General features: G+C 58.1%; 17 protein-coding genes. 15 read left to right on the top strand and 2 right to left on the bottom strand.

All coding sequences use genetic code 11. From position 1 onward, the window contains the following. Positions 1 to 13 precede the first annotated feature (13 nt). From BGP77_RS01775 to BGP77_RS01835, 13 genes are all read left to right on the top strand, one after another. Complete coding sequence (locus BGP77_RS01775; RefSeq protein ID WP_108163027.1) at positions 14 to 1,453, top strand: sigma-54 dependent transcriptional regulator; 1,440 nt, start codon at positions 14 to 16, stop codon at positions 1,451 to 1,453. Positions 1,454 to 2,071: 618 nt separating this feature from the next. Next, positions 2,072 to 3,412 carry a polynucleotide adenylyltransferase PcnB gene (pcnB, locus tag BGP77_RS01780; RefSeq protein WP_108163028.1) on the top strand — a complete coding sequence of 447 codons (1,341 nt, stop codon included), beginning with the start codon at positions 2,072 to 2,074 and terminating at the stop codon, positions 3,410 to 3,412. Continuing rightward, positions 3,409 to 3,888 carry a 2-amino-4-hydroxy-6-hydroxymethyldihydropteridine diphosphokinase gene (folK, locus tag BGP77_RS01785; RefSeq protein WP_108163029.1) on the top strand — a complete coding sequence of 160 codons (480 nt, stop codon included), beginning with the start codon at positions 3,409 to 3,411 and terminating at the stop codon, positions 3,886 to 3,888. The genes pcnB and folK overlap by 4 nt, the downstream gene beginning before the upstream one ends. A gap of 99 nt (positions 3,889 to 3,987) precedes the next feature. Beyond that, a complete protein-coding gene (gene panB / locus BGP77_RS01790; RefSeq protein WP_108163030.1) occupies positions 3,988 to 4,785 on the top strand; it encodes a 3-methyl-2-oxobutanoate hydroxymethyltransferase in 798 nt (265 codons plus the stop codon). 27 nt (positions 4,786 to 4,812) lie between these two features. Next, positions 4,813 to 5,655 (top strand): pantoate--beta-alanine ligase, encoded by an 843-nt coding sequence (gene panC / locus BGP77_RS01795; RefSeq protein ID WP_108163031.1) that lies wholly within the window; start codon positions 4,813 to 4,815, stop codon positions 5,653 to 5,655. A gap of 44 nt (positions 5,656 to 5,699) precedes the next feature. Further along, positions 5,700 to 6,080, top strand: a complete 381-nt coding sequence (gene panD, locus BGP77_RS01800; protein ID WP_108163032.1) for an aspartate 1-decarboxylase — start codon at positions 5,700 to 5,702, stop codon at positions 6,078 to 6,080. 214 nt (positions 6,081 to 6,294) lie between these two features. Further along, complete coding sequence (pgi, locus tag BGP77_RS01805; RefSeq protein ID WP_108163033.1) at positions 6,295 to 7,941, top strand: glucose-6-phosphate isomerase; 1,647 nt, start codon at positions 6,295 to 6,297, stop codon at positions 7,939 to 7,941. 231 nt (positions 7,942 to 8,172) lie between these two features. Further along, on the top strand, positions 8,173 to 8,679 hold the full coding sequence (locus BGP77_RS18300; protein WP_108163034.1) for a prepilin-type N-terminal cleavage/methylation domain-containing protein: 507 nt from the start codon (positions 8,173 to 8,175) through the stop codon (positions 8,677 to 8,679). Between the two features lie 124 nt (positions 8,680 to 8,803). Further along, positions 8,804 to 9,385: a type II secretion system protein gene (locus BGP77_RS18305; protein WP_108163035.1), complete on the top strand. Its 582-nt coding sequence runs from the start codon at positions 8,804 to 8,806 to the stop codon at positions 9,383 to 9,385. After that, complete coding sequence (locus BGP77_RS01820) at positions 9,369 to 9,971, top strand: prepilin-type N-terminal cleavage/methylation domain-containing protein (protein WP_158269239.1); 603 nt, start codon at positions 9,369 to 9,371, stop codon at positions 9,969 to 9,971. The genes BGP77_RS18305 and BGP77_RS01820 overlap by 17 nt, the downstream gene beginning before the upstream one ends. Further along, complete coding sequence (locus BGP77_RS01825) at positions 9,971 to 10,807, top strand: prepilin-type N-terminal cleavage/methylation domain-containing protein (RefSeq protein WP_108163037.1); 837 nt, start codon at positions 9,971 to 9,973, stop codon at positions 10,805 to 10,807. The genes BGP77_RS01820 and BGP77_RS01825 overlap by 1 nt, the downstream gene beginning before the upstream one ends. Continuing rightward, positions 10,804 to 11,220, top strand: a complete 417-nt coding sequence (locus BGP77_RS01830) for a hypothetical protein (RefSeq protein WP_108163038.1) — start codon at positions 10,804 to 10,806, stop codon at positions 11,218 to 11,220. The genes BGP77_RS01825 and BGP77_RS01830 overlap by 4 nt, the downstream gene beginning before the upstream one ends. Beyond that, positions 11,201 to 16,219 (top strand): DUF6701 domain-containing protein, encoded by a 5,019-nt coding sequence (locus tag BGP77_RS01835; protein ID WP_108163039.1) that lies wholly within the window; start codon positions 11,201 to 11,203, stop codon positions 16,217 to 16,219. Before BGP77_RS01830 ends, BGP77_RS01835 begins: the two co-directional genes overlap by 20 nt. Before the next feature lie 19 nt (positions 16,220 to 16,238). On the opposite strand, the gene BGP77_RS01840 is transcribed toward BGP77_RS01835, so the two are convergent. After that, positions 16,239 to 16,541: a hypothetical protein gene (locus BGP77_RS01840; RefSeq protein WP_108163040.1), complete on the bottom strand. Its 303-nt coding sequence runs from the start codon at positions 16,539 to 16,541 to the stop codon at positions 16,239 to 16,241. 29 nt (positions 16,542 to 16,570) lie between these two features. Further along, positions 16,571 to 17,521, bottom strand: coding sequence for an OmpA family protein (locus BGP77_RS01845; protein ID WP_233252271.1), 951 nt, complete (start codon positions 17,519 to 17,521; stop codon positions 16,571 to 16,573). Positions 17,522 to 17,689: 168 nt separating this feature from the next. On the opposite strand from BGP77_RS01845, the gene rnt reads away from it, so the two are divergent. Beyond that, positions 17,690 to 18,379 (top strand): ribonuclease T, encoded by a 690-nt coding sequence (rnt, locus tag BGP77_RS01850; RefSeq protein ID WP_233252272.1) that lies wholly within the window; start codon positions 17,690 to 17,692, stop codon positions 18,377 to 18,379. Further along, a complete protein-coding gene (locus tag BGP77_RS01855; protein WP_108163042.1) occupies positions 18,376 to 18,681 on the top strand; it encodes an MTH1187 family thiamine-binding protein in 306 nt (101 codons plus the stop codon). Before rnt ends, BGP77_RS01855 begins: the two co-directional genes overlap by 4 nt. Positions 18,682 to 18,688 lie beyond the last annotated feature (7 nt).

Consider the following 18,688-nt stretch of genomic DNA (forward strand, 5'->3'; position numbering starts at 1 on the left):
GACGGAGGCCAAGATGAGCGACATCCTCGTTGTTGAAGACGAAAGCATCATCCGCTCTGCCCTGAAACGCCTGCTGGAACGTCACCAGTACCGGGTTACTGAGGCCGAATCCGTCACCGAAGCCAGCCAGCACGACCTGAACCGCTTTGATCTCATCATTACCGACCTGCGACTGCCAGGCGCGCCCGGCACCGACCTGATCGAGATGGCCAAATCCGTCCCTGTGCTGATCATGACCAGCTACGCCTCCATGCGTTCGGCGGTCGATGCCATGAAAATGGGCGCGGTCGATTACATCGCCAAACCCTTCGATCATGAAGAGATGGTGCGCACGGTCAGCCGCATCATTAATGAACAGCGCCGCCAGCAAGTGCGCATCGATTTGCCAGAAGACCTGTCATCAGACAACGCCGACGAACCGCAGGTTGCCAGCGTACTTGGCGACCTCGTTGGCCGCTGCGATGCCATGCAGCAACTCTATAAGCGCATCAAGCGCGTCGCCCCGGCCGATGTGACGGTACTGATTCACGGCGAATCGGGCACCGGTAAAGAGTTGGCGGCCCGGGCCATTCATCAGCACAGCCCGCGTCACGACCAATCGCTGGTCACCGTCAACTGCGCCGCCATTCCCGAAAGCCTGATTGAGTCGGAGCTCTTTGGTCACGAGAAAGGCGCTTTTACCGGCGCCACGGCGGCCCGACAGGGTCTGGTGGAAGCGGCCGAGGGCGGTACGCTGTTTTTGGACGAAATCGGCGAATTGCCGATGGAAGCTCAGGCGCGTCTGCTGCGCGTGCTGCAAGAAAGCGAAGTGCGGCGCGTCGGCTCCGTCCATGCGCGGACCGTGGATGTACGACTGATCGCTGCGACTCACCGCAACCTGAAGCAACTGGTGAAAGAAGGTCGCTTCCGGGAAGACTTGTATTACCGTCTGCAGGTGATTGAAGTCACCCTGCCGCCGCTGCGTGAACGCGGCCAGGACGTCCTGGACATTGCCGAGCACCTGATTGCCAAGCACGCACGTCGTCTGAAACTGGAAGAGTCGGTGGTGCTGTCACGCGAAGCGCACGATGCACTGCTGAAATACGACTGGCCGGGTAACGTCCGCGAACTGGAAAACGCCATTCAACGCTCGCTGATTCTGTGCGATGACGGCGAGATCGGCCTCGATGAGCTGGGTCTGGATGAAAACGAATGGCAGATTCCCGAATCGTTAGCCCGCCGCGAAAGCGCAGGCAGCGAACACAACGGCGCTCAACCCCTGCAGCCGGAAAACGAAGAGCTGTCGCTGGAAGACTACTTTCAGCATTTTGTCCTTGAGCACCAGCAAAGCATGTCGGAAACCGAGCTGGCGCAAAAACTGGGCATCAGCCGAAAATCCTTGTGGGAACGTCGCCAGCGCCTGGGTATTCCTCGCCCGAAAAAAAGCACCTCGGCCGCCAGCACGTCACGCTGACAACGACCCGGTCAGTGACCAAAACCGTTCAGCGTTCCAACCTCTGAACGGTCCCTCAAAATGCCGTAACAATCCCGCTCAAAACTTCGTAACAAATCTGACACCTTACGTAACAGATGGTCGCTGACGCGCTGTTTACGTTTTAACCACACTTCGCTAACCATTTGTTTAATAAAGACTTTTTATTCTTGGCACGCAGCCTGCTCTAGTAAGCGCGCAATGCAGGAAAGGCCCGCCAACAAAAATAACAATGGGCCCACCGAACGCCTTAAAGCGCCCCCACCCAAAAACAACAATAAGGGGGCTGCATTCGGACTCGGAACCGGCGTTGTTCAACAAGGTGCCAAAACAACAATAAGAATCGCCAAATAACAATAACAACCGCACTCACAGAGTAAGGCCTCAATAACAATAATAACGGCCCGCCATTGTACTCTTGCTGCTGAAGCCGGCTTCGTGCCGGCTTTCTCGTCTTTGCACTCGGCCAAACGCTCGTTTGCCGCGCCACAATCCAACTGAATCACCCTCAAAGCGGACCGCTTCGCGCCAGTCGTGGAGAACAGTCGTCAGTTCCGCTAAACTGCGCCCTTCGTTTTTTGTTGAGAACACAGCCCTCGCATGGTCGTTGAATGGATTAAGCGCTGGTTGCCTGCCAAAGGCCCGGCTCAGGCACTGCAGACGGTGACGCGTGATCACCATCGCATCTCCCGTAAGGACATCAGCCCGAACGCTCTTAAGGTGTTATATCGTCTGCAAAATGCTGGCTATCAGGGCTACCTGGTCGGCGGCTGTGTGCGCGACCTGCAATTGGGTTTAAAACCCAAGGATTTTGACGTCGCCACCGACGCCACGCCCGAACAGGTACGCAAACTGTTCAGCAATTCCCGCCTGATCGGTCGTCGCTTTAAGATCGTGCACGTCACCTTTGGCCGCGAGATCATCGAAGTGACAACCTTCCGTGGCCGCGCCGGTGACGCTGGTCCCGGCGAGCAGAAACAGTCGAACGAAGGCCTGCTGCTGCGTGACAACGTTTACGGAAATCTGGAAGAAGACGCCGAACGCCGCGATTTCACCGTCAATGCGCTCTACTACACGCCCAAGGATTTCTCGCTTCGGGTCTATGGCTCTGGCCTGAAAGACCTCGACGACCAGACGCTGCGCATCATCGGCGATCCGCATACCCGCTACCGCGAAGACCCGGTGCGGATGATGCGCGCGCTGCGCTTTGCCGCCAAACTCGACTTCGACATCGAACCGCGCACCAGCAAACCCATCGCCGAACTGGCCCCGCTGCTTAGCCATGTGGCGCCAGCGCGGCTGTTTGATGAAGTCATCAAGATGCTGATGTCCGGCCAGGGCCTGGCCACCTGGCGACTGATGCGCGAATACGGTTTGGTTGAACCCTTGCTACCGGCTACCCACGCGGCGCTGTCGCGCAACAGTGACCGGCCTTATAACGGTTTTATTGAGCAGGCGCTGATCAACACCGACGACCGCATCAACCGCGGCCGCCCGGTCACGCCTGCCTTTTTGTACGCCGCCTTGCTGTGGCCGGCGGTGCGCGAAGACGCCGAACACCGAATCGATATGGGCAGCCCGGAAGTGCCTGCCTGGCAACAGGCGATGGCACAGGTGATCGCCGATCAGGTGCGCTCCATCACCATTCCCAAACGCTTTTCACTGCCGATGAAAGACATCTGGGAATTACAGTTGCGCCTGCCCAAACGCACGCCTAAGCGCGCCGAGCAGACTGCGGCCCACCCGCGTTTCCGCGCCGGTTACGATTTCCTGCTGGTGCGTGAACGGTCCGGCGAGCAACCGGGCAATCTCGGCCGCTGGTGGACCGATTACCAGGAACAAAACCCCGATGCCCGTGCCGCTATGGCCCGCGATACCGCACCCAGCAAACCGCGTCGCCGTCGGCGTCGTTCACCGGCGTCTAACACCTCGGATTCATGAGCCACGCCTGGATTGCGTTAGGCAGTAATCTGGGCGACTCCGGTGCGTTGCTCGATGAAGCACTGGAGCAGATTGCCCAACTGCCCGACAGCCAATTGCTGGCAAGCTCGGCGCGTTATCGCACCGCGCCGATCGGTGGCCCGGAGCAACCGGATTACCTCAACGCCGCCTGTCTGATCGATACCCACCTGGAACCCACCGAGCTACTACAGGCGTTGCAACAGATAGAGCAAAGTGCCGGCCGCGAACGTCATGAGCGCTGGGGACCGAGAACGCTGGATCTCGACATCATCGCCATCGATAACCTGCTATCGACCGATCCAATACTGACCCTGCCCCACCCGCGCGCCCATCAACGCGCCTTTGTGCTTTACCCACTCGCCGACCTGAGCCCACGACCGCTGATCGCCGGTCACAACGTGCAGCACTGGCTCGACCTTGTTGCCGATCAGGCCATAAAGCGCCTGCCAGACTGACGGTTCACATCGATTGACACTTTGATGACATCCGTTGCTTGACTTGAACGGACCAAATCGCAACCATTCGCACCCACTTCAGCGACAACGCCCGGAACCATGGCCAAAACCAAGACAACGGCGAGCCTGCAAAAAAAGGTCGCCGAGGGTGAGAAATTCACCGTTCTGACCGCTTACGACGCCACCTTCGCACACCGATTCTCCGAATGGGGCATCGATGTTTTATTGATTGGCGACTCCCTGGGCAACGTCATTCAGGGCCAGCAAACCACCGTGCCCGTCACCATGGACGAGATGGTCTATCACACCGCCAACGTGGCGCGTGGTAACCAGGGCGCATTGCTGATGGCCGACCTGCCGTTCAACAGCTACGGCACGGTCGAGCAGTGCCTGCACAACGCTGGCCGGCTGATGCAGGCCGGTGCGCAGATGGTCAAAATCGAAGGCGGTGCCTGGCTCGCCGAGCACATCACCGCGCTCGGCCGGATGGGCATTCCCACCTGCATTCATCTGGGCTTAACGCCTCAGGCCGTCAACAAACTGGGCGGCTTTAAAGTTCAGGGCCGCGACGAAGCAGCGGCTCAGGCGATGATCAACGACGCCCTGGCGGCGGTCGATGCCGGCGCCGACATGCTGCTGCTCGAATGCGTGCCGTCAGCGCTGGGCAAAGCCATTACCGACGCGGTTTCAGTGCCGGTGATCGGCATCGGCGCAGGCCCCGATACTGACGCTCAGGTGCTGGTCAGCTACGACCTGCTCGGCTTCAACCCGAACCGGATGGCCAAGTTCGTTAAGAACTACATGGCGGACAACGACAGCATTGAAGCGGCCGTCACCGCTTATATTCGCGATGTCACCAGCGGTGCCTTTCCCGGCCCGGAACACAGCTTTGAATAACGCCTTCGGCGCGAGAGAGATTCTGCGATGAAAACCGTCGATAACCTGGCCGATCTGCGCGCCAGCCTGGCCGAACTGCGTCAGGGCGGCAAAACCGTAGCCTTCGTTCCCACCATGGGGAACTTGCACGAAGGCCATATGCGACTGGTAACCGAGGCGCGCCAAAACGCCGACATCGTGGTTGCCTCCATCTTTGTGAACCCGACTCAGTTCGGCGAAAACGAAGACCTGTCCGGTTACCCGCGTACGCTGGAAGACGACAAAAAACGGCTGATCGCCGAAGGCTGCCAGCTGCTCTATACGCCGTCCACGGCCGACATGTATCCGCAGCCAGACCTGACGCGCGTTGACGTCAAACACATCACCACCCTGCACTGCGGCGCCAGCCGTCCGGGCCATTTTGTCGGCGTTGCCACCATCGTATTGAAGCTGTTTAACCAGGTGCAGCCGGATGTGGCCGTCTTTGGACTGAAGGATTACCAGCAGTTCACCGTGCTGAAGATGATGGTGGAAAACCTCTTCCTGCCCATTCGTATGATCGGTGTGGACACCGGCCGCGCCGACGACGGCCTGGCCCACAGTTCACGCAACAACTATTTAACGTCGGACGAGCGCGAGCGCGCCCCGGCGCTGTACCAGATCCTCAGGGATACGGCGGCAGCCATCGAAGCCGGCGACAGCCACTTCGCGCAACTGACCCGCCAGGCTAAGGAACGCCTGACCGAAGCCGGCTTTACGCCGGATTACTTCAACATCAGCCGCCGTCTGGACCTGGAGCCGGCCGGTGACGATGACCGCGAACTGGTCATCCTCGCCGCTGCGTTTCTCGGCAAGGCGCGACTGATCGACAACATCCAGCTCGATCGCTGATCTTACGATCGCGCTGACGGCGTTCCCAAAGTGGAGATTCATCCATGCAACTGACCCTGCTTAAAGCCAAGCTGCATCAGGCCCGTGTGACCCACGCGGTTCCCGACTACGAAGGTTCCTGCGCCATCGGCGGAGACCTGCTCGATATGGCCGGCATTCATGAATACGAACAGATCCAGATTTACAACGTCACCAATGGCGAGCGGTTCACCACCTACGCCATTCGCGGCGAAGACGGTTCCGGCATCATCTCGGTCAATGGTGCGGCGGCGCACAAGGCCTCGGTCGGTGATGTCATCATCATCTGCGCCTATGCCGCTCTGGACGAAGCCGAACTGGCGACGTTCAAACCGAGCATGCTGTACATGAACGCCGACAACAGCGTCAGCCACACCAGCAACGCCATCCCCGTCCAGTTCGCCTGACTTTTGTTTGATGGCCGCCAAGGGCGGCCATTGCTTTTCAGCGTCTCCCGTCTCCCGTTCAGCAGCGTCTCCCACCCCAAAATGTAGTTTTCTTTCACAGCACGGTGGTTTTGACCCTCATTTTGTCATTAAATGACAGCCCGTTTGGCCACCTTGAAGCGCGGCTGAGCGACGTCATTTCACAGTCACCGCCTTGATCAAAGTGAGCCAAGCCATGTCCTACGACCCGACGCAACTGAGCACCTGGCAGAAACTGCAGGAACATAAAAAAAGCGTTGCCCCGCTGCACCTGCGCGACCTGTTCGCCAACGACCCGCAACGCGGACCGCGCTTCAGCGCCACCGCCGCCGGTCTGGACCTGGATTACTCAAAAAACCGCATCACCGATGAAACCCTGGACGAACTGATGGCGCTGGCACGCGAGGCCGGTTTGCCCAAAGCCATCGAAGGCATGTTCAACGGCGAGGTCATCAACCGTTCGGAAAACCGTCCGGCACTGCACATTGCATTGCGCAACCGCAGCAACCACCCCATCACCGTCGGCGATGAAGACATCACCGCCACCGTCAACGACACCTTAAAGCGCATGCGCGCTTTTGCTGAGTCTGTGCACAGCGGCGAGTTTGCGGGCTACACCGGTAAGAAACTGCGCACCATTGTAAACATCGGCATCGGCGGCTCCTTCCTTGGCCCCAAAGTCGTTTCCGACGCGCTCAAACCTTACTGGCAAGATGGATACGAACTGCTCTACATCGCCAATATTGATGGTACCGACGTCACCGAAACCTGCCGTGACCTGGACCCGGAGACCACCCTGTTTGTGGTCGCCTCAAAAAGCTTCGGCACACTGGAAACCCTGAAAAACGCCCAGGCCGCACGCGATTGGTTTTTCCGTCAGGGCGGCAAGCCCGACGATGTAAAACACCACTTCGTCGCTGTTTCCACCAACGTCAAAGCCGCCACCGAATTCGGCATCGACGCCGCCAATATGTTCCCGATGTGGGACTGGGTGGGTGGTCGTTATTCGCTGTGGTCGGCCATCGGCTTGGCGCAGTCCATCGTGCTCGGCTTCGATGTGTTCGAACAGTTACTCAGTGGCGCGCACAGCATGGACGAGCATTTCCGCACCACGGGCCTAGAGCACAACCTGCCGGTCATCATGGGCATGCTGGGGGTGTGGTATCACAACTTTTTCGGTGCCGAGACACAGGCGGTGCTGACCTACGATGAAACGCTGAAAGACCTCCCCAACCATCTGCAACAGGTGGATATGGAATCCAACGGCAAGAGCGTGACTCAGGATGGTCAGCCGGTCGGCTGGTCCACCGGCCCGGTGATCTGGGGCGGCACCGGCACCAACGGTCAGCACGCTTATCACCAGTTGTTGCACCAGGGCACGCGACTGATTCCGGCTGACTTCATCATGCCGCTGACCAGCCACAACCCGGTCGACGATCATCATCAATGGCTGTTCGCCAACTTCCTCGGCCAGCAACAGGCCATGCTCGAAGGCAAAACCGACGCCGAAGTGATGGCCGAACTGACCGCCAAAGGCATGAGCGAGGCCGAAGCACGCGACGTGGCACCGCACAAGGTGATTGCCGGTAACCGTCCCTGTAATACCCTCACTTTTGAGAAGCTGACGCCGGAAATTCTCGGTGCGCTGATTGCGCTCTATGAACACAAAGTCTTCGTGCAGGGCGTGATCTGGGGTGTGAATTCGTTCGATCAGTGGGGCGTTGAGCTGGGCAAAGTGCTGGGCAACAGCGTTTTCGAGGCGCTCAGCAGCGGCAACACCGACGGCTACGATTCCTCGACCGCCGTATTAATCAAACGTTTCCGCGACAACCAAGCCCAATAATCAACATCACTCCTTGCTAATATTCCGCTAGCCCAGACTCCATCTGGCCTGGCGGTACACCCCTTATTTTCAAAAAATTTCAATTTTCGTTTGAATCACCGTGTTAACAATCTAAAATCGACTACACTCTTTAGGCAGCCAGTGTGGAGTCGGCAGCCCGTTCATACCGAACAACTCCCCCCACACCCCGGCCCCCCTTTTCAAAATTGACCGATACGGATACACGAAGTAATGAAAAAACAGCAAGGTTTTACACTTATCGAACTGATCATGGTGATCGTGGTGCTGGGCATTCTGTCGGCCTTTGCGCTGCCGCGTTTTGTGGATTTTAGTGGTAATGCTTCTACGGCTGCCGTGGAAGGAGCCGAAGGGTCGATAAGATCCAGCGCTGCTATTGCACACGCATCTTGTTTGGCAAATGGCAACTGCGGTGCTACAGGTGCAAACGCGAATGTCACTATGGACGGAGTAGCCGTTACCATGACCAATGGCTATCCGAGCGCTGATGCAACTGGTATTGCAGAAGCAGCGAATCTAGGCAACTTTACTCTTCATACTTCTACAGATGTTTTAAGCGCTGCTGGAACTACAGCTGGCATATTTTTCACTCGCAATGCGACTTTTGCCGCCAATGATCCTTGTGTTTCATATATTGCAGCAGCAGCGGGTGGCGCGCCTACTATTACCTTCAGTTCGGTTGGCAACACAGCAAACGCGGGTGCCGAAACCTGCGGTTAATATAAATAATGTTCCCATACTGATTGTGGGAAATGCCCTACGCCCCAACACAGCTATTGCCATTGTTGGGGCGTTTTGGTTTTGCTAATTCACTTTATGACCACCTGAAGCAGCGCGGTGCGCCATGCCGAAACGCCTCACACCCAACGGCTTCACCCTCGTCGAACTGGTCCTAGTCATTGCCATCATCGGCATTCTGGCCGCCGTCGGCATGCCGCGTTTTTTTAATCCCGATACCTTTGAATCGGCCAACGAACGTACCGCCTTTCAGTCGGCGCTGAATCTGGTGCGTAACCGGGCGGTGACCGCTCAGTGCGCCTTTGAAGTACGCATCAACACCAACGGCTGGAGTGCCTGGCGCGATCACGATCATCTGGTTGCTAACGATCACACCAGCACCACCACCTGCATTTCTAACAACGGCTTTAATTCACCCGCACCGGCTTGCGACACCAGCTCAGACGCGCCCGGTTTTGCTTTCCTGGATGACAACGGCAACCCTTTAACCGGCACGCTCTCTCTGCCAGCGGGTTCTTCGGAAGTGCGTTTGATCTTCACGCCACGCGGCCAGGTCCATCGGCTCACCTCGCCGTGTGGCAATACACTCGACGCCAACACCCTTCCCGGCGTGGACACAAGCATCCCCCTCGCCAACAGCCTCAGCTTGCGTCTCGATGGAATCACCGGTTATGCCAACTTACAGTAGGCGCGCCAGAGATCAGGCCGGGCTGACGCTGATTGAACTGATCATCGCCATCGTCGTGCTCGGCATCGCTGCTGTGGCTGTGCTGCAAAGCCTCGGGGTGCTGGTAGTGCGCAATGTCGACCCGATGCTGCGCAGCCAAAGCCGGTTGCTGGCCGAGTCCATGATTAACGAGGTTCAGACCCAGGCGTTTTTCGACGCCAGTGTTGACCCAACCCTGAATCCCGGCATCGACCTTTCCACCGTCAACATCTGCCCCACTCCGGAAACGCTGTCCAGTTACAACCGGAATTCCTGGGACAATGTCTGCGACTACACTGGCTACGATTCCGATGCCGTTGCCACCGGGAATTCGACCGGGCCACGCACTCGTAATGGCACACCGATCACACAGCTCGCGGCTTATCGGGTGCAAGTGTCGGTGAATACCAGCGTCGGCCTAACGCTGGGCACCGGTTTAAGCAATATTGCCGGCTGCATCCCACAACTGGCGCGCATCACCGTCACGGTGACCGACCCGCGCGGCCAGCCGCTCACGCTCGACGCCTACCGCGCCAGCTATTTCGACGACCCTCGGGCAGGTTGCTGATGATGATGAGACTCTCGCGTGGTTTTACCCTGGTCGAATTGATCATCGTCATCGTCATCACCGGCATTCTGGCGGTGGTGGTCGGGCCGTTAATTGGGCGTGGCTACAGCAGTGTGGTGCAATCCAGCAATCGCGCGTTCTGGGTTCAGCAAGCCGAATACGCCTTCTTTCATCTGCGTCAGGATTTAAGCCAGTCGGTGCCCAATTCGGTGCGCATTCCAACGACCGCCAGCAACGCTCCGGCGGTTGAGTTTCTGGGTTTCAGTCAAAGTGGGATTGCACCGCGACTGCGTTATCAGAACCTGCCAGCCGCGGTACCCTCAGGCACGCCGAAAACCCTTGACGTCTTGACCGACCTAACTGGCCTGACCTTACCGATCAGTATCAGCATTGCGGGCAATAACGCCTCTCAGATCATGAGCAACTGGCAAAGCGGCAATTCCGCCGGCGGCGTTGCGGCGGTCAACAATTTAACCGTGACCGGCACTCCCCCAGTGACGACTCTGACACTGGTCAACTCAGCGCACACCTTCCCCGCACAGTCGCCGTTCCGGCGCGCCTACCTCACCGATGGCCCGGTGGCGTATCAGTGCAGTGGCGGTTATCTGTTGCGTCACAGCAGTTACACCGATGTCACCAGCAACAACACGCTCAGCGTTCGCTTGGGCAGCGACCCCACCAGCGCTCGGGTGATCGATGCGGTACAAGGCTGTCAGTTCAGTTGGCAGCCTGGCACGACCTTTCAACCGCCCAGTCTGACGGTGCAGCTTACTGTCGGTAATGCAAGTGAAAGCATTCAGTTGATCGACACCATTGTGTTGGCAGGTGCACCATGACATCGCCCAAACACCAACAAGGTTTTACGCTGGTTGCGGTGATTTTTCTGATCGTCGTACTCGGCGGTGCGCTGACGTTGATGGCAACACTGTCGAGCCAGAGCAGTGGTCAGTTTACCCAGAATCTGCTGCAAAGCCGGGCCCGCTATGCCGCTTTGGCTGGGCTGGAATGGGGCACACAGCAATTGGTCATCGCCAGCAACCCTGGCAATCGAACCAATACGTGCAACGGCAGTTTGCAAACAAACGCGCTACCGGTGCCGGCTTACGCTAATGTCACTGTGAGCCTAAGCTGCGTACAGCGCCAATATGGCAGCACTCGCCTGTTTGATTTAACCGCCCGCGCCGAATACGGCCAGATCGGCAACGCGGACTACGTATGGACGGAGCAGAATGCAACGCTGGAATTTTAGTGCTCGCGTTTTCGGCCTGATGCTGCTTCTGGGTTGCATCGGCACGTTACACGCGGCGACTTATAATTTGTCTCTCGGTCAGCGCCCTTATTGCTCCACCAGCTGGAACGTTTCGGGTTCGACCTACCAGTGCGTCAGCAATGGTCGTATCTCGTTGGGCAACGGCGATGTTGTGTTGGCCAACAGTGCCGCCACGCTGATTGCGAATAACGGTTTTAACCTGCGCAATGGCACGGTCGGCAGTGCGGCCAACCCGATCGATATCGAGTCTAGCTATGGCACCATCGATGCCAACGGCGCCACCCTGTTTGGCGATGTGCAAGCCAGCAGCGGTGACATCACACTCATCAATACCGCCGTCAATGGCGACCTGATTACCGGTGGGGTGATTGATGTGACCGGCGGTTTGGTCAGTGGCGATGTCTCCAGTTCCAGCCACGGCGTCACCGCCGATGGGACCCTCTTACAAGGAACCATCACAGCGCTCGGCAATATTGTGCTGACCAACAGCGAGGTGGTGGGTCAGGTCACCAGTACTTCCAACAGCATTACCGCCAACGGCTCGGATTTACTCGGTGGCGCGGAGTCCAATGGCGATATCCGCATCACTGGCGGCACGATGACCGGCGATTTCCGCTCCACCAGCAACCGGATGTATCTCGACCAGGTCACCATGACCGCCGGTAATCTCCGTGCTGGCACCATCCGCATTACCGATTCCAGTCTCGGCGGTACCACCGGAGTGGTGAATGCCAACTCTTATAACGGCGCCATTGAATTGATTGATAGCTCGGTGGTTTATGGCGATCTGACGGCGCCTAGCTGGTCAACCATCGACGTTTCCGACGACAGCCAGGTCTTCGGCACCTGTACACCATTGAGCCCCGGCTGCATCAATCGTCCGCCGGTCAACTGCCCGGTTGCCACCGGGCTGGAAGGTGAGTATTTCGACAACACCACCCTGACCGCGCCGAGCGCTTTCAGCCGGATCGACAGTCAGGTTGACTTTAACTGGGGCTATCTCGGTTCACCCGACCTGGGATCACTCGGTTTTGACGAATTTTCCATTCGCTGGAACGGTTATTTACGCGCCCCCACGGATCAACCCTTCGACATCGCCGTGCGCAGCGACGACGGCGTACGCCTGAGTGTCGATGAATTTTTGATCATTAATAACTGGACCAACCACAGCGCCACTCTGGACACCGCCGAACTGAACCTGGAGGCCGACCGGTACTACGCGCTGGAACTGGAATACTACGAGGCGTCTGGCAGTGCCCGCATCGAATTGCTGTGGGACATCACCGACGATGGGAATACCAATTTCACCGCCATTCCTTCCCAGTTTCTGGTGCACTGCAATTCGCTGCTGCCAACACCACGATTGGAATGGCGTATGGACGAATCGCGCTGGAGCGGCAGCACCGGCGAAGTTTCCGACAGCAGCGGCAATAACAACACCGGCACCGGCGGCGGCAACATCAGCACCGTCTCCGGCTTTTTATGCCGTGGCGGTGAATTCGACGGCGTGGATGACTTTATCCGCGCGCCCTCGCTCTACAACGCCTTACGCGGCAACGCGACGCTGAGTTTCTGGATACGCACCACGGCTTCGGGGAACGACACGCCGTATCTGGCACCGGGCATTACCGGTGTCGAACAAAGCGGCGGTACCGATGATATTTTCTGGGGCTGGCTCGACAGCGGCGGGCACATTGGTCTGGCTGTTGGCAACGACGACAGTGGCCGATCACGACAGGCGATTAACGATGGCGATTTCCACCACATCGTTATGATTCGAGATGCCAGCAACGGCAGCTATCGCATCTACATCGATGGCAAACTGGATCACGCCGGGCGTCAGGCAAGCGGCCTCATCGGGACCTATTTTGAAAGCCTCGGCCGGGTGGAAAATACCAACGGCGGGCCGGTGTATTTCCAAGGCCAGCTCGACGAAGTCATGGTGTTCGAGCAGTTATTCAGCAACGGCGATGTCCAACTGCTGTACGACCTGCAACGTCAGGGCAAGAACCTCGATGGCAGTGACCGCGATCTCAGCCAGTGCGGCGGCAACCAACAATTTTGCATCACCGATAACTTCCAGGGCTCGCTCGATACCAGCCAATGGCAGGTCAGCGGTACAGGTTTCGTCCCCCGAACCCGTGCCAACCGCTTGCGTCTGACCGATGATAAGTCCAACCGATCAACCGCTGCGACTCTCACACAGCCGTTCCCGGGCGCCGGCAATCGCATTCAGGTCGAATTCGATTTTTACGCCTTCACCAATAACGGTAACGACGATGCGGCCGATGGAGTCGCGCTGGTGCTCTCCGATGCCAACCGCTCACCCACCCCTGGCGGCTACGGCGGCTCGCTGGGCTACGCCCAAAACACAAACGCCGGTGAAGACGGCTTTAACGGCGGTTGGCTGGGTATTGGTTTGGACGTGTATGGCAACTACGCCAACGCCACGGAAGGCCGCCAGGGAGGCGTCGGTCAGCGCCCCAACGCAGTGAGCGTCCGGGGTTCTGGTGAAGACACGGCGGGGTATGCGTATCTGGGTGGTACTGCGGCCAATCTGTCGCCGTCCTTACTCACCGGTCGCAACACCAGCCAGCGTTACCGGTTAACGGTCGATCACAGCAATGGCACTCAGGCGCTGGTTACCGTCGAGCGGGACGCCAACAACGACGGTATCTTTGAGCGTCTGGTCGGCCCGTTTGACGCACTCAACCACCCCGGCCAAAGCAATATACCGGCGGAGCTACTGGTCACCCTGACCGGTTCGACCGGCGGCAACAGCGCCAATCACGAAATCGATAACCTGGAAGTCTGCTCCAGCAATGCCACGCCTTATGAACCGGACATTGACCACTTTGAGTTAGTTCGAAACCGCAGCACCGGGCTCACCTGCGAAGCCCTGGCGGTGACGGTACGCGCCTGCCTCGATGCAGCCTGCACCACGCAATACAGCCAGCCATTTGATATCCAGTTGAACGCCAGTGGTCCCACAAACCGACGCGTGTCCGGAAACAACATCACCAGTGGTAACAGCGATGACAGCCTGAAGCTGTGGCTCAGTGACGCAGGCAACTATACGCTCTCGGTTGCCAGCAGTACGCCAAGCGCAAATAACAGCCCTGTCTGCTTCTACAACACTGTAGAGACCAGCTGTACCGTCACCATGAATGACACCGGTCTGGTTTTCTTCAATCCCGGCGACAGCCGTCAGGACGCCTTAACACTGATCGACCTCGTGGCGGGTGACTCACGGAGCATCAGCGTTCAGGCGGTCGAGTCCAATCCAGAAACCGGCATCTGCGAAGGGGTTTTTAACGATGACGATACTCTCGAATTCAGCGTCGGCAGCCAATGCACGGATCCAACCACCTGTCTGCCCAATGAACGTGTGGTGCTCAACGGTACTGACTTGCCCAACCCGGAAGACCGGGACGGGAGCTCAGAGCGCACCCAGGTCGATCTAACCTTCAACGCCGAGTCAACGGCCACGTTCAACGTGATGGCCCCGGACGTCGGCATACAGCCGCTGCTGCTGGCGTTTGAGATAGAAGACACCGCGAGCGACCCGTCAGCCATTACCGTGATCAGCGATCAGATTGATCTGCGCGTGCGGCCAGCGTCACTACAAATCGCTGATGTAGAAGGTTCAGGGCGAACGCCGGGCATCGCTGAAACCGTGGCGGAATTGTTGGCCGCAAACTATTTTGAGATCGCGGGTGCCCCCTTCACGGTAACTCTGGCCGGGCTCGACAGTGACGGTAACCCGACTGCCAGCTTCGGCCGTACGTCCTCTCTACCCGATGTGACCTGGTCATCCACCCTCCTCGCTCCGACTGAAGCTGGCGCCGTTCCTGGCTCTATCGCCCCTGCAACCAGTTCAGCCAATCAATGGCGTACTAACGGCAACGGTAACCAGCTGCAATCGGACATCCGCTATTCCGAAGTCGGGATCACCGGGCTCAGCGGCCAGATCGACAGTTACCTGGCAGTCAGCGGCGCGAATGATGTCAGCGTCGCCATCAACCAACGTCGGCTGGGCCGTTTTGTGCCAGCGTGGCTGAACTTCACCCAAACTGGGTTGGCCGACTGGGGGAGCAATGGCTATCTCTACCAAGGCCAGGCTCAGAACTTGAGCGGCCTGAGGTTGAACGTCGTTGCCATGCATTACGATGGCACAACGGCGCTGGCCAATTATGAAGGAGCGCTGTTCAAATACGGTGGACTGTTCTCAGGTGACGTCACCCGATCAGACGACCAGACCTTAATCACCGGCACAACGCCAAGCTGGCAACGCCAGGACAACAATGATGAATACGATGCCCAGGCGCAGTTGACGTTGCCAAACTACCCGCTCACCTGGCCACGCCCTGACACACCCACGGCCAGCGATGAATCGCAGCAGATCAGCACGCTGCGTCTGACCGCTGCAGCACTGACCGACAGTGACGGCCGCTGTTACCAACCTGATGCAGATGGCAACTGTGCCCCCCTCGATATCTTGTTATCGGATCCCTGGTTGCACTATGGCCGCCTCAATGCCGATGAAAGTGCCAGCGGCACCAGTGCCCAGGTCATTCTGCCGGTTTGGGTAGAAACTCTGACAAAGGTTGATAACACGGCCGCGGAGCCGTTCACGTTCGCCCCGCTGACCGCCGATGGCCATACGAGTAACAGCGAGTTAACAGGCTTAACCCACGAGGGCTTGTGCAATCTGGATAACAGCCTGACTGATTGCACCAGCATCGCCGCCAGTGCAGCAGGCAACCTCACCGGATTAACCGGCGGTCAGGGTTATTTCAGCGTCAATGGCAATGGCGCCATCGGCATCGTTGGCGTGCGTGCTCAGGTACCGGACTGGTTAGGCTGGGATTGGGATGGAAACAGCGGTACCGCTCAGAATGGGCCCGCTTCGACGCTGTATTTCGGCCAATACACCGGCCGACCACCGCTGTTGTTCCAAGGACCGGGCTTCCGTTAACGCAAGCCCGGTAAAACGATCAGATTAACGGCCACAAGCGCAGGCTGCCGCGCGCCGGCGGTTCGCTGACAAAACGCACCAGAGCGTCGTAATCGAAGCCACGCCAGTGCGACAGGTACTGGCGAATCTGGGCTTCGCCGGGAATGCCGACCGGCACCAGTGCTTCACCACGGGTGCGGGTGCGCAGATGCCAGTAGCACAGGTCGTTATTGGCCATCACAGCGACTTCTTCCAGATCCGCCATATCCAGCTCGGTCTTGGCTTGCTGGCCGCGTCGATACACCAGACGGTCTTTGTTCAGTTCCACGGCAGGGGTTGTCATCGGGTCTTCTTCTCCATTACTGCAATCGTTCAGCGTGCTTCAAAATCCGGCAGGCCATCGAGTGGATCGTCCGGTTGGTCTTCCAGCCGTCGAACCAGAATGGTGGTGCGGCGGTTGGCATTACGACCGGCAACGGTATCGTTGCTGGCCACCGGATAGCGGTCACCCTGGTAATCGGTTTCGATCATGCCCGGTTCGATGCCGTGTTCGACCAGATAATCGGTCACCAGATTAGCGCGACGCTCCGACAGCCGCCGGTTTTCATAGCGGGTGCCTCGGTTATCGCTGTGGCCAACGACCGACAGCGACAAAATAAAAGGATCGGCCTCGATGTAGGTAATCATGTCATCGAGGATGGCTTCGCCTTGCGGCGTTAAATAATCCTGCCCCGGCGGATACAACACCGTGGTGCGCTCAATCTGAGCGAAATTCACCGGTAACAGCCCGGCCGAACACGCCAGGTACTGCGGATAAAACTGTTTAAAATCGACCGGCGATACCCGCACCCGAACCGGCTCGGAGCGATACTTTGCCTGACGCGTTAAGGTGGGTGACATGCCGTTGCCCAGCTCGGCCATCATGCGTCGGGCCCGGTCCGGTTCTACGCGCAACGGAATCAGCCGTTCTCGCACCCGGGTATAGCCCAGTGCCGAGGTCAGCGCGCTGGAACGCCACTCCGGCGCCTCGATGGTGATGGCCGCCTCACCTTCAGCCATCAGATTGCGCGACACTTCCAGATAGAACTCCAGTTCCCGACCGGCTTCCTGGAAAAAAACCGCCATGCCGTAATTGGGAATTGGCTGCATAAATTTGCAGTAGAACTCGTTGCCTTCGGACAACCAATTGGTATCGGTCATACCGGTACCAAAGGTGACCGCCTGGCTGGTCAACGTCAGGCTGGCCAGCATCAGCCACGCGCCGAAACGGCGAGTTCTCGCCGCTGCACGCCGCCATCGGGCCAATCGTTGCCGTCCTGTCATGAATTTTCCTCGTCTTACGGTCGTTCTGTCGTGAGTCGTATTGGCTATAGCAAAGCCTTTGCCAGTCTTGGCTTTAATCTGATCAGGTTATCGGCCGGGGGTGCGGTTTTCTTGCGCTGGCTTGCTACTTCATTAAGATGACCGACAAACCCCTGACGTGGAGCGCGCGTGTCGCACCCCGATGCCCACTGGCTGCTGTCGCAGCGTTTTCGTGGCTACTACCCTGTTGTTATCGACGTTGAAACCGCTGGCTTCAATGCGCAAACCGACGCCTTACTGGAAGTCGCCGCCATGACGCTGCGCATGGACAACGAAGGCTGGCTGCTACCGGACGAGATCCAGTTCTTTAACGTCGAACCCTTTGCCGGTGCCAACCTCGAACCCGCGGCGCTGGAGTTCACTGGCATCGATCCGGATAACCCGCTGCGCGAAGCGGTGGATGAAAGCACAGCGCTGACCAGTATTTTTAAAATGGTGCGTCGCGGCATTAAGGAAACCGAGTGCAAACGCGCTATTTTGGTCGGTCACAACGCCACCTTCGATCATTCGTTCATGATGGCAGCGGCCAATCGCGCCAGTCTGAAGCGCAACCCTTTTCACCCGTTTTCCACCTTCGATACCTCCGCACTGGCCGGGCTTGTCTTTGGTCAGACGGTGCTGAAAAAAGCCTGTACCACCGCCGGCATCGATTTTAACGACCGCGAAGCGCACAGCGCCGAATACGATACCCGCAAAACCGCCGAGCTGTTTTGTGAAATGGTCAATCGTTGGAAGAAACTCGGCGGCTGGCCGCTGTTTGACGAACCGGCGACGATGGAAGATGCGATGGATGCCCTGGATCAGGAGCACGGTTCATGAAATGCATGGCCGATCTGTGCGTCATTCCCATCGGCCAGGGCGTGTCGGTGGCCGATGAAATCGCTCAGTGCCAGCGCATTCTGGCGTGCTTTGACATCGACACCGAACTGCACGCCTACGGCACCACCTTGTATGGCGACTGGGACGAGGTCTTCGCCGCCATCAAAGCCTGCCACGCGGAACTTCATGAAGCCGGCGTCACCCGGCTGAGTTCGACCATTAAAGTCGGCACACGCACCGATAAAGACCAGACCTTCGCCGACAAGAAAAACGCGGTAACTGAGCGTCTGGCCAAAGACTGATCGGCGG

The organism is Saccharospirillum sp. MSK14-1 (genome assembly GCF_003054965.1).
Lineage (GTDB): Bacteria > Pseudomonadota > Gammaproteobacteria > Pseudomonadales > Natronospirillaceae > Saccharospirillum.

What these genes read in the sequence shown, in the direction of transcription:
- BGP77_RS01830 (WP_108163038.1), top strand. Translation starts at nt 10,804, where the DNA reads ATGACATCGCCCAAACACCAACAAGGTTTTACGCTGGTTGCGGTGATT.
- BGP77_RS01840 (WP_108163040.1), bottom strand. Translation starts at nt 16,541, where the DNA reads ATGACAACCCCTGCCGTGGAACTGAACAAAGACCGTCTGGTGTATCGA.
- pcnB (WP_108163028.1), top strand. Translation starts at nt 2,072, where the DNA reads ATGGTCGTTGAATGGATTAAGCGCTGGTTGCCTGCCAAAGGCCCGGCT.
- folK (WP_108163029.1), top strand. Translation starts at nt 3,409, where the DNA reads ATGAGCCACGCCTGGATTGCGTTAGGCAGTAATCTGGGCGACTCCGGT.
- BGP77_RS01845 (WP_233252271.1), bottom strand. Translation starts at nt 17,521, where the DNA reads ATGACAGGACGGCAACGATTGGCCCGATGGCGGCGTGCAGCGGCGAGA.
- BGP77_RS01855 (WP_108163042.1), top strand. Translation starts at nt 18,376, where the DNA reads ATGAAATGCATGGCCGATCTGTGCGTCATTCCCATCGGCCAGGGCGTG.
- BGP77_RS18300 (WP_108163034.1), top strand. Translation starts at nt 8,173, where the DNA reads ATGAAAAAACAGCAAGGTTTTACACTTATCGAACTGATCATGGTGATC.
- BGP77_RS18305 (WP_108163035.1), top strand. Translation starts at nt 8,804, where the DNA reads ATGCCGAAACGCCTCACACCCAACGGCTTCACCCTCGTCGAACTGGTC.
- pgi (WP_108163033.1), top strand. Translation starts at nt 6,295, where the DNA reads ATGTCCTACGACCCGACGCAACTGAGCACCTGGCAGAAACTGCAGGAA.
- panB (WP_108163030.1), top strand. Translation starts at nt 3,988, where the DNA reads ATGGCCAAAACCAAGACAACGGCGAGCCTGCAAAAAAAGGTCGCCGAG.
- BGP77_RS01835 (WP_108163039.1), top strand. Translation starts at nt 11,201, where the DNA reads ATGCAACGCTGGAATTTTAGTGCTCGCGTTTTCGGCCTGATGCTGCTT.
- BGP77_RS01775 (WP_108163027.1), top strand. Translation starts at nt 14, where the DNA reads ATGAGCGACATCCTCGTTGTTGAAGACGAAAGCATCATCCGCTCTGCC.
- BGP77_RS01825 (WP_108163037.1), top strand. Translation starts at nt 9,971, where the DNA reads ATGATGATGAGACTCTCGCGTGGTTTTACCCTGGTCGAATTGATCATC.
- panD (WP_108163032.1), top strand. Translation starts at nt 5,700, where the DNA reads ATGCAACTGACCCTGCTTAAAGCCAAGCTGCATCAGGCCCGTGTGACC.
- BGP77_RS01820 (WP_158269239.1), top strand. Translation starts at nt 9,369, where the DNA reads ATGCCAACTTACAGTAGGCGCGCCAGAGATCAGGCCGGGCTGACGCTG.
- panC (WP_108163031.1), top strand. Translation starts at nt 4,813, where the DNA reads ATGAAAACCGTCGATAACCTGGCCGATCTGCGCGCCAGCCTGGCCGAA.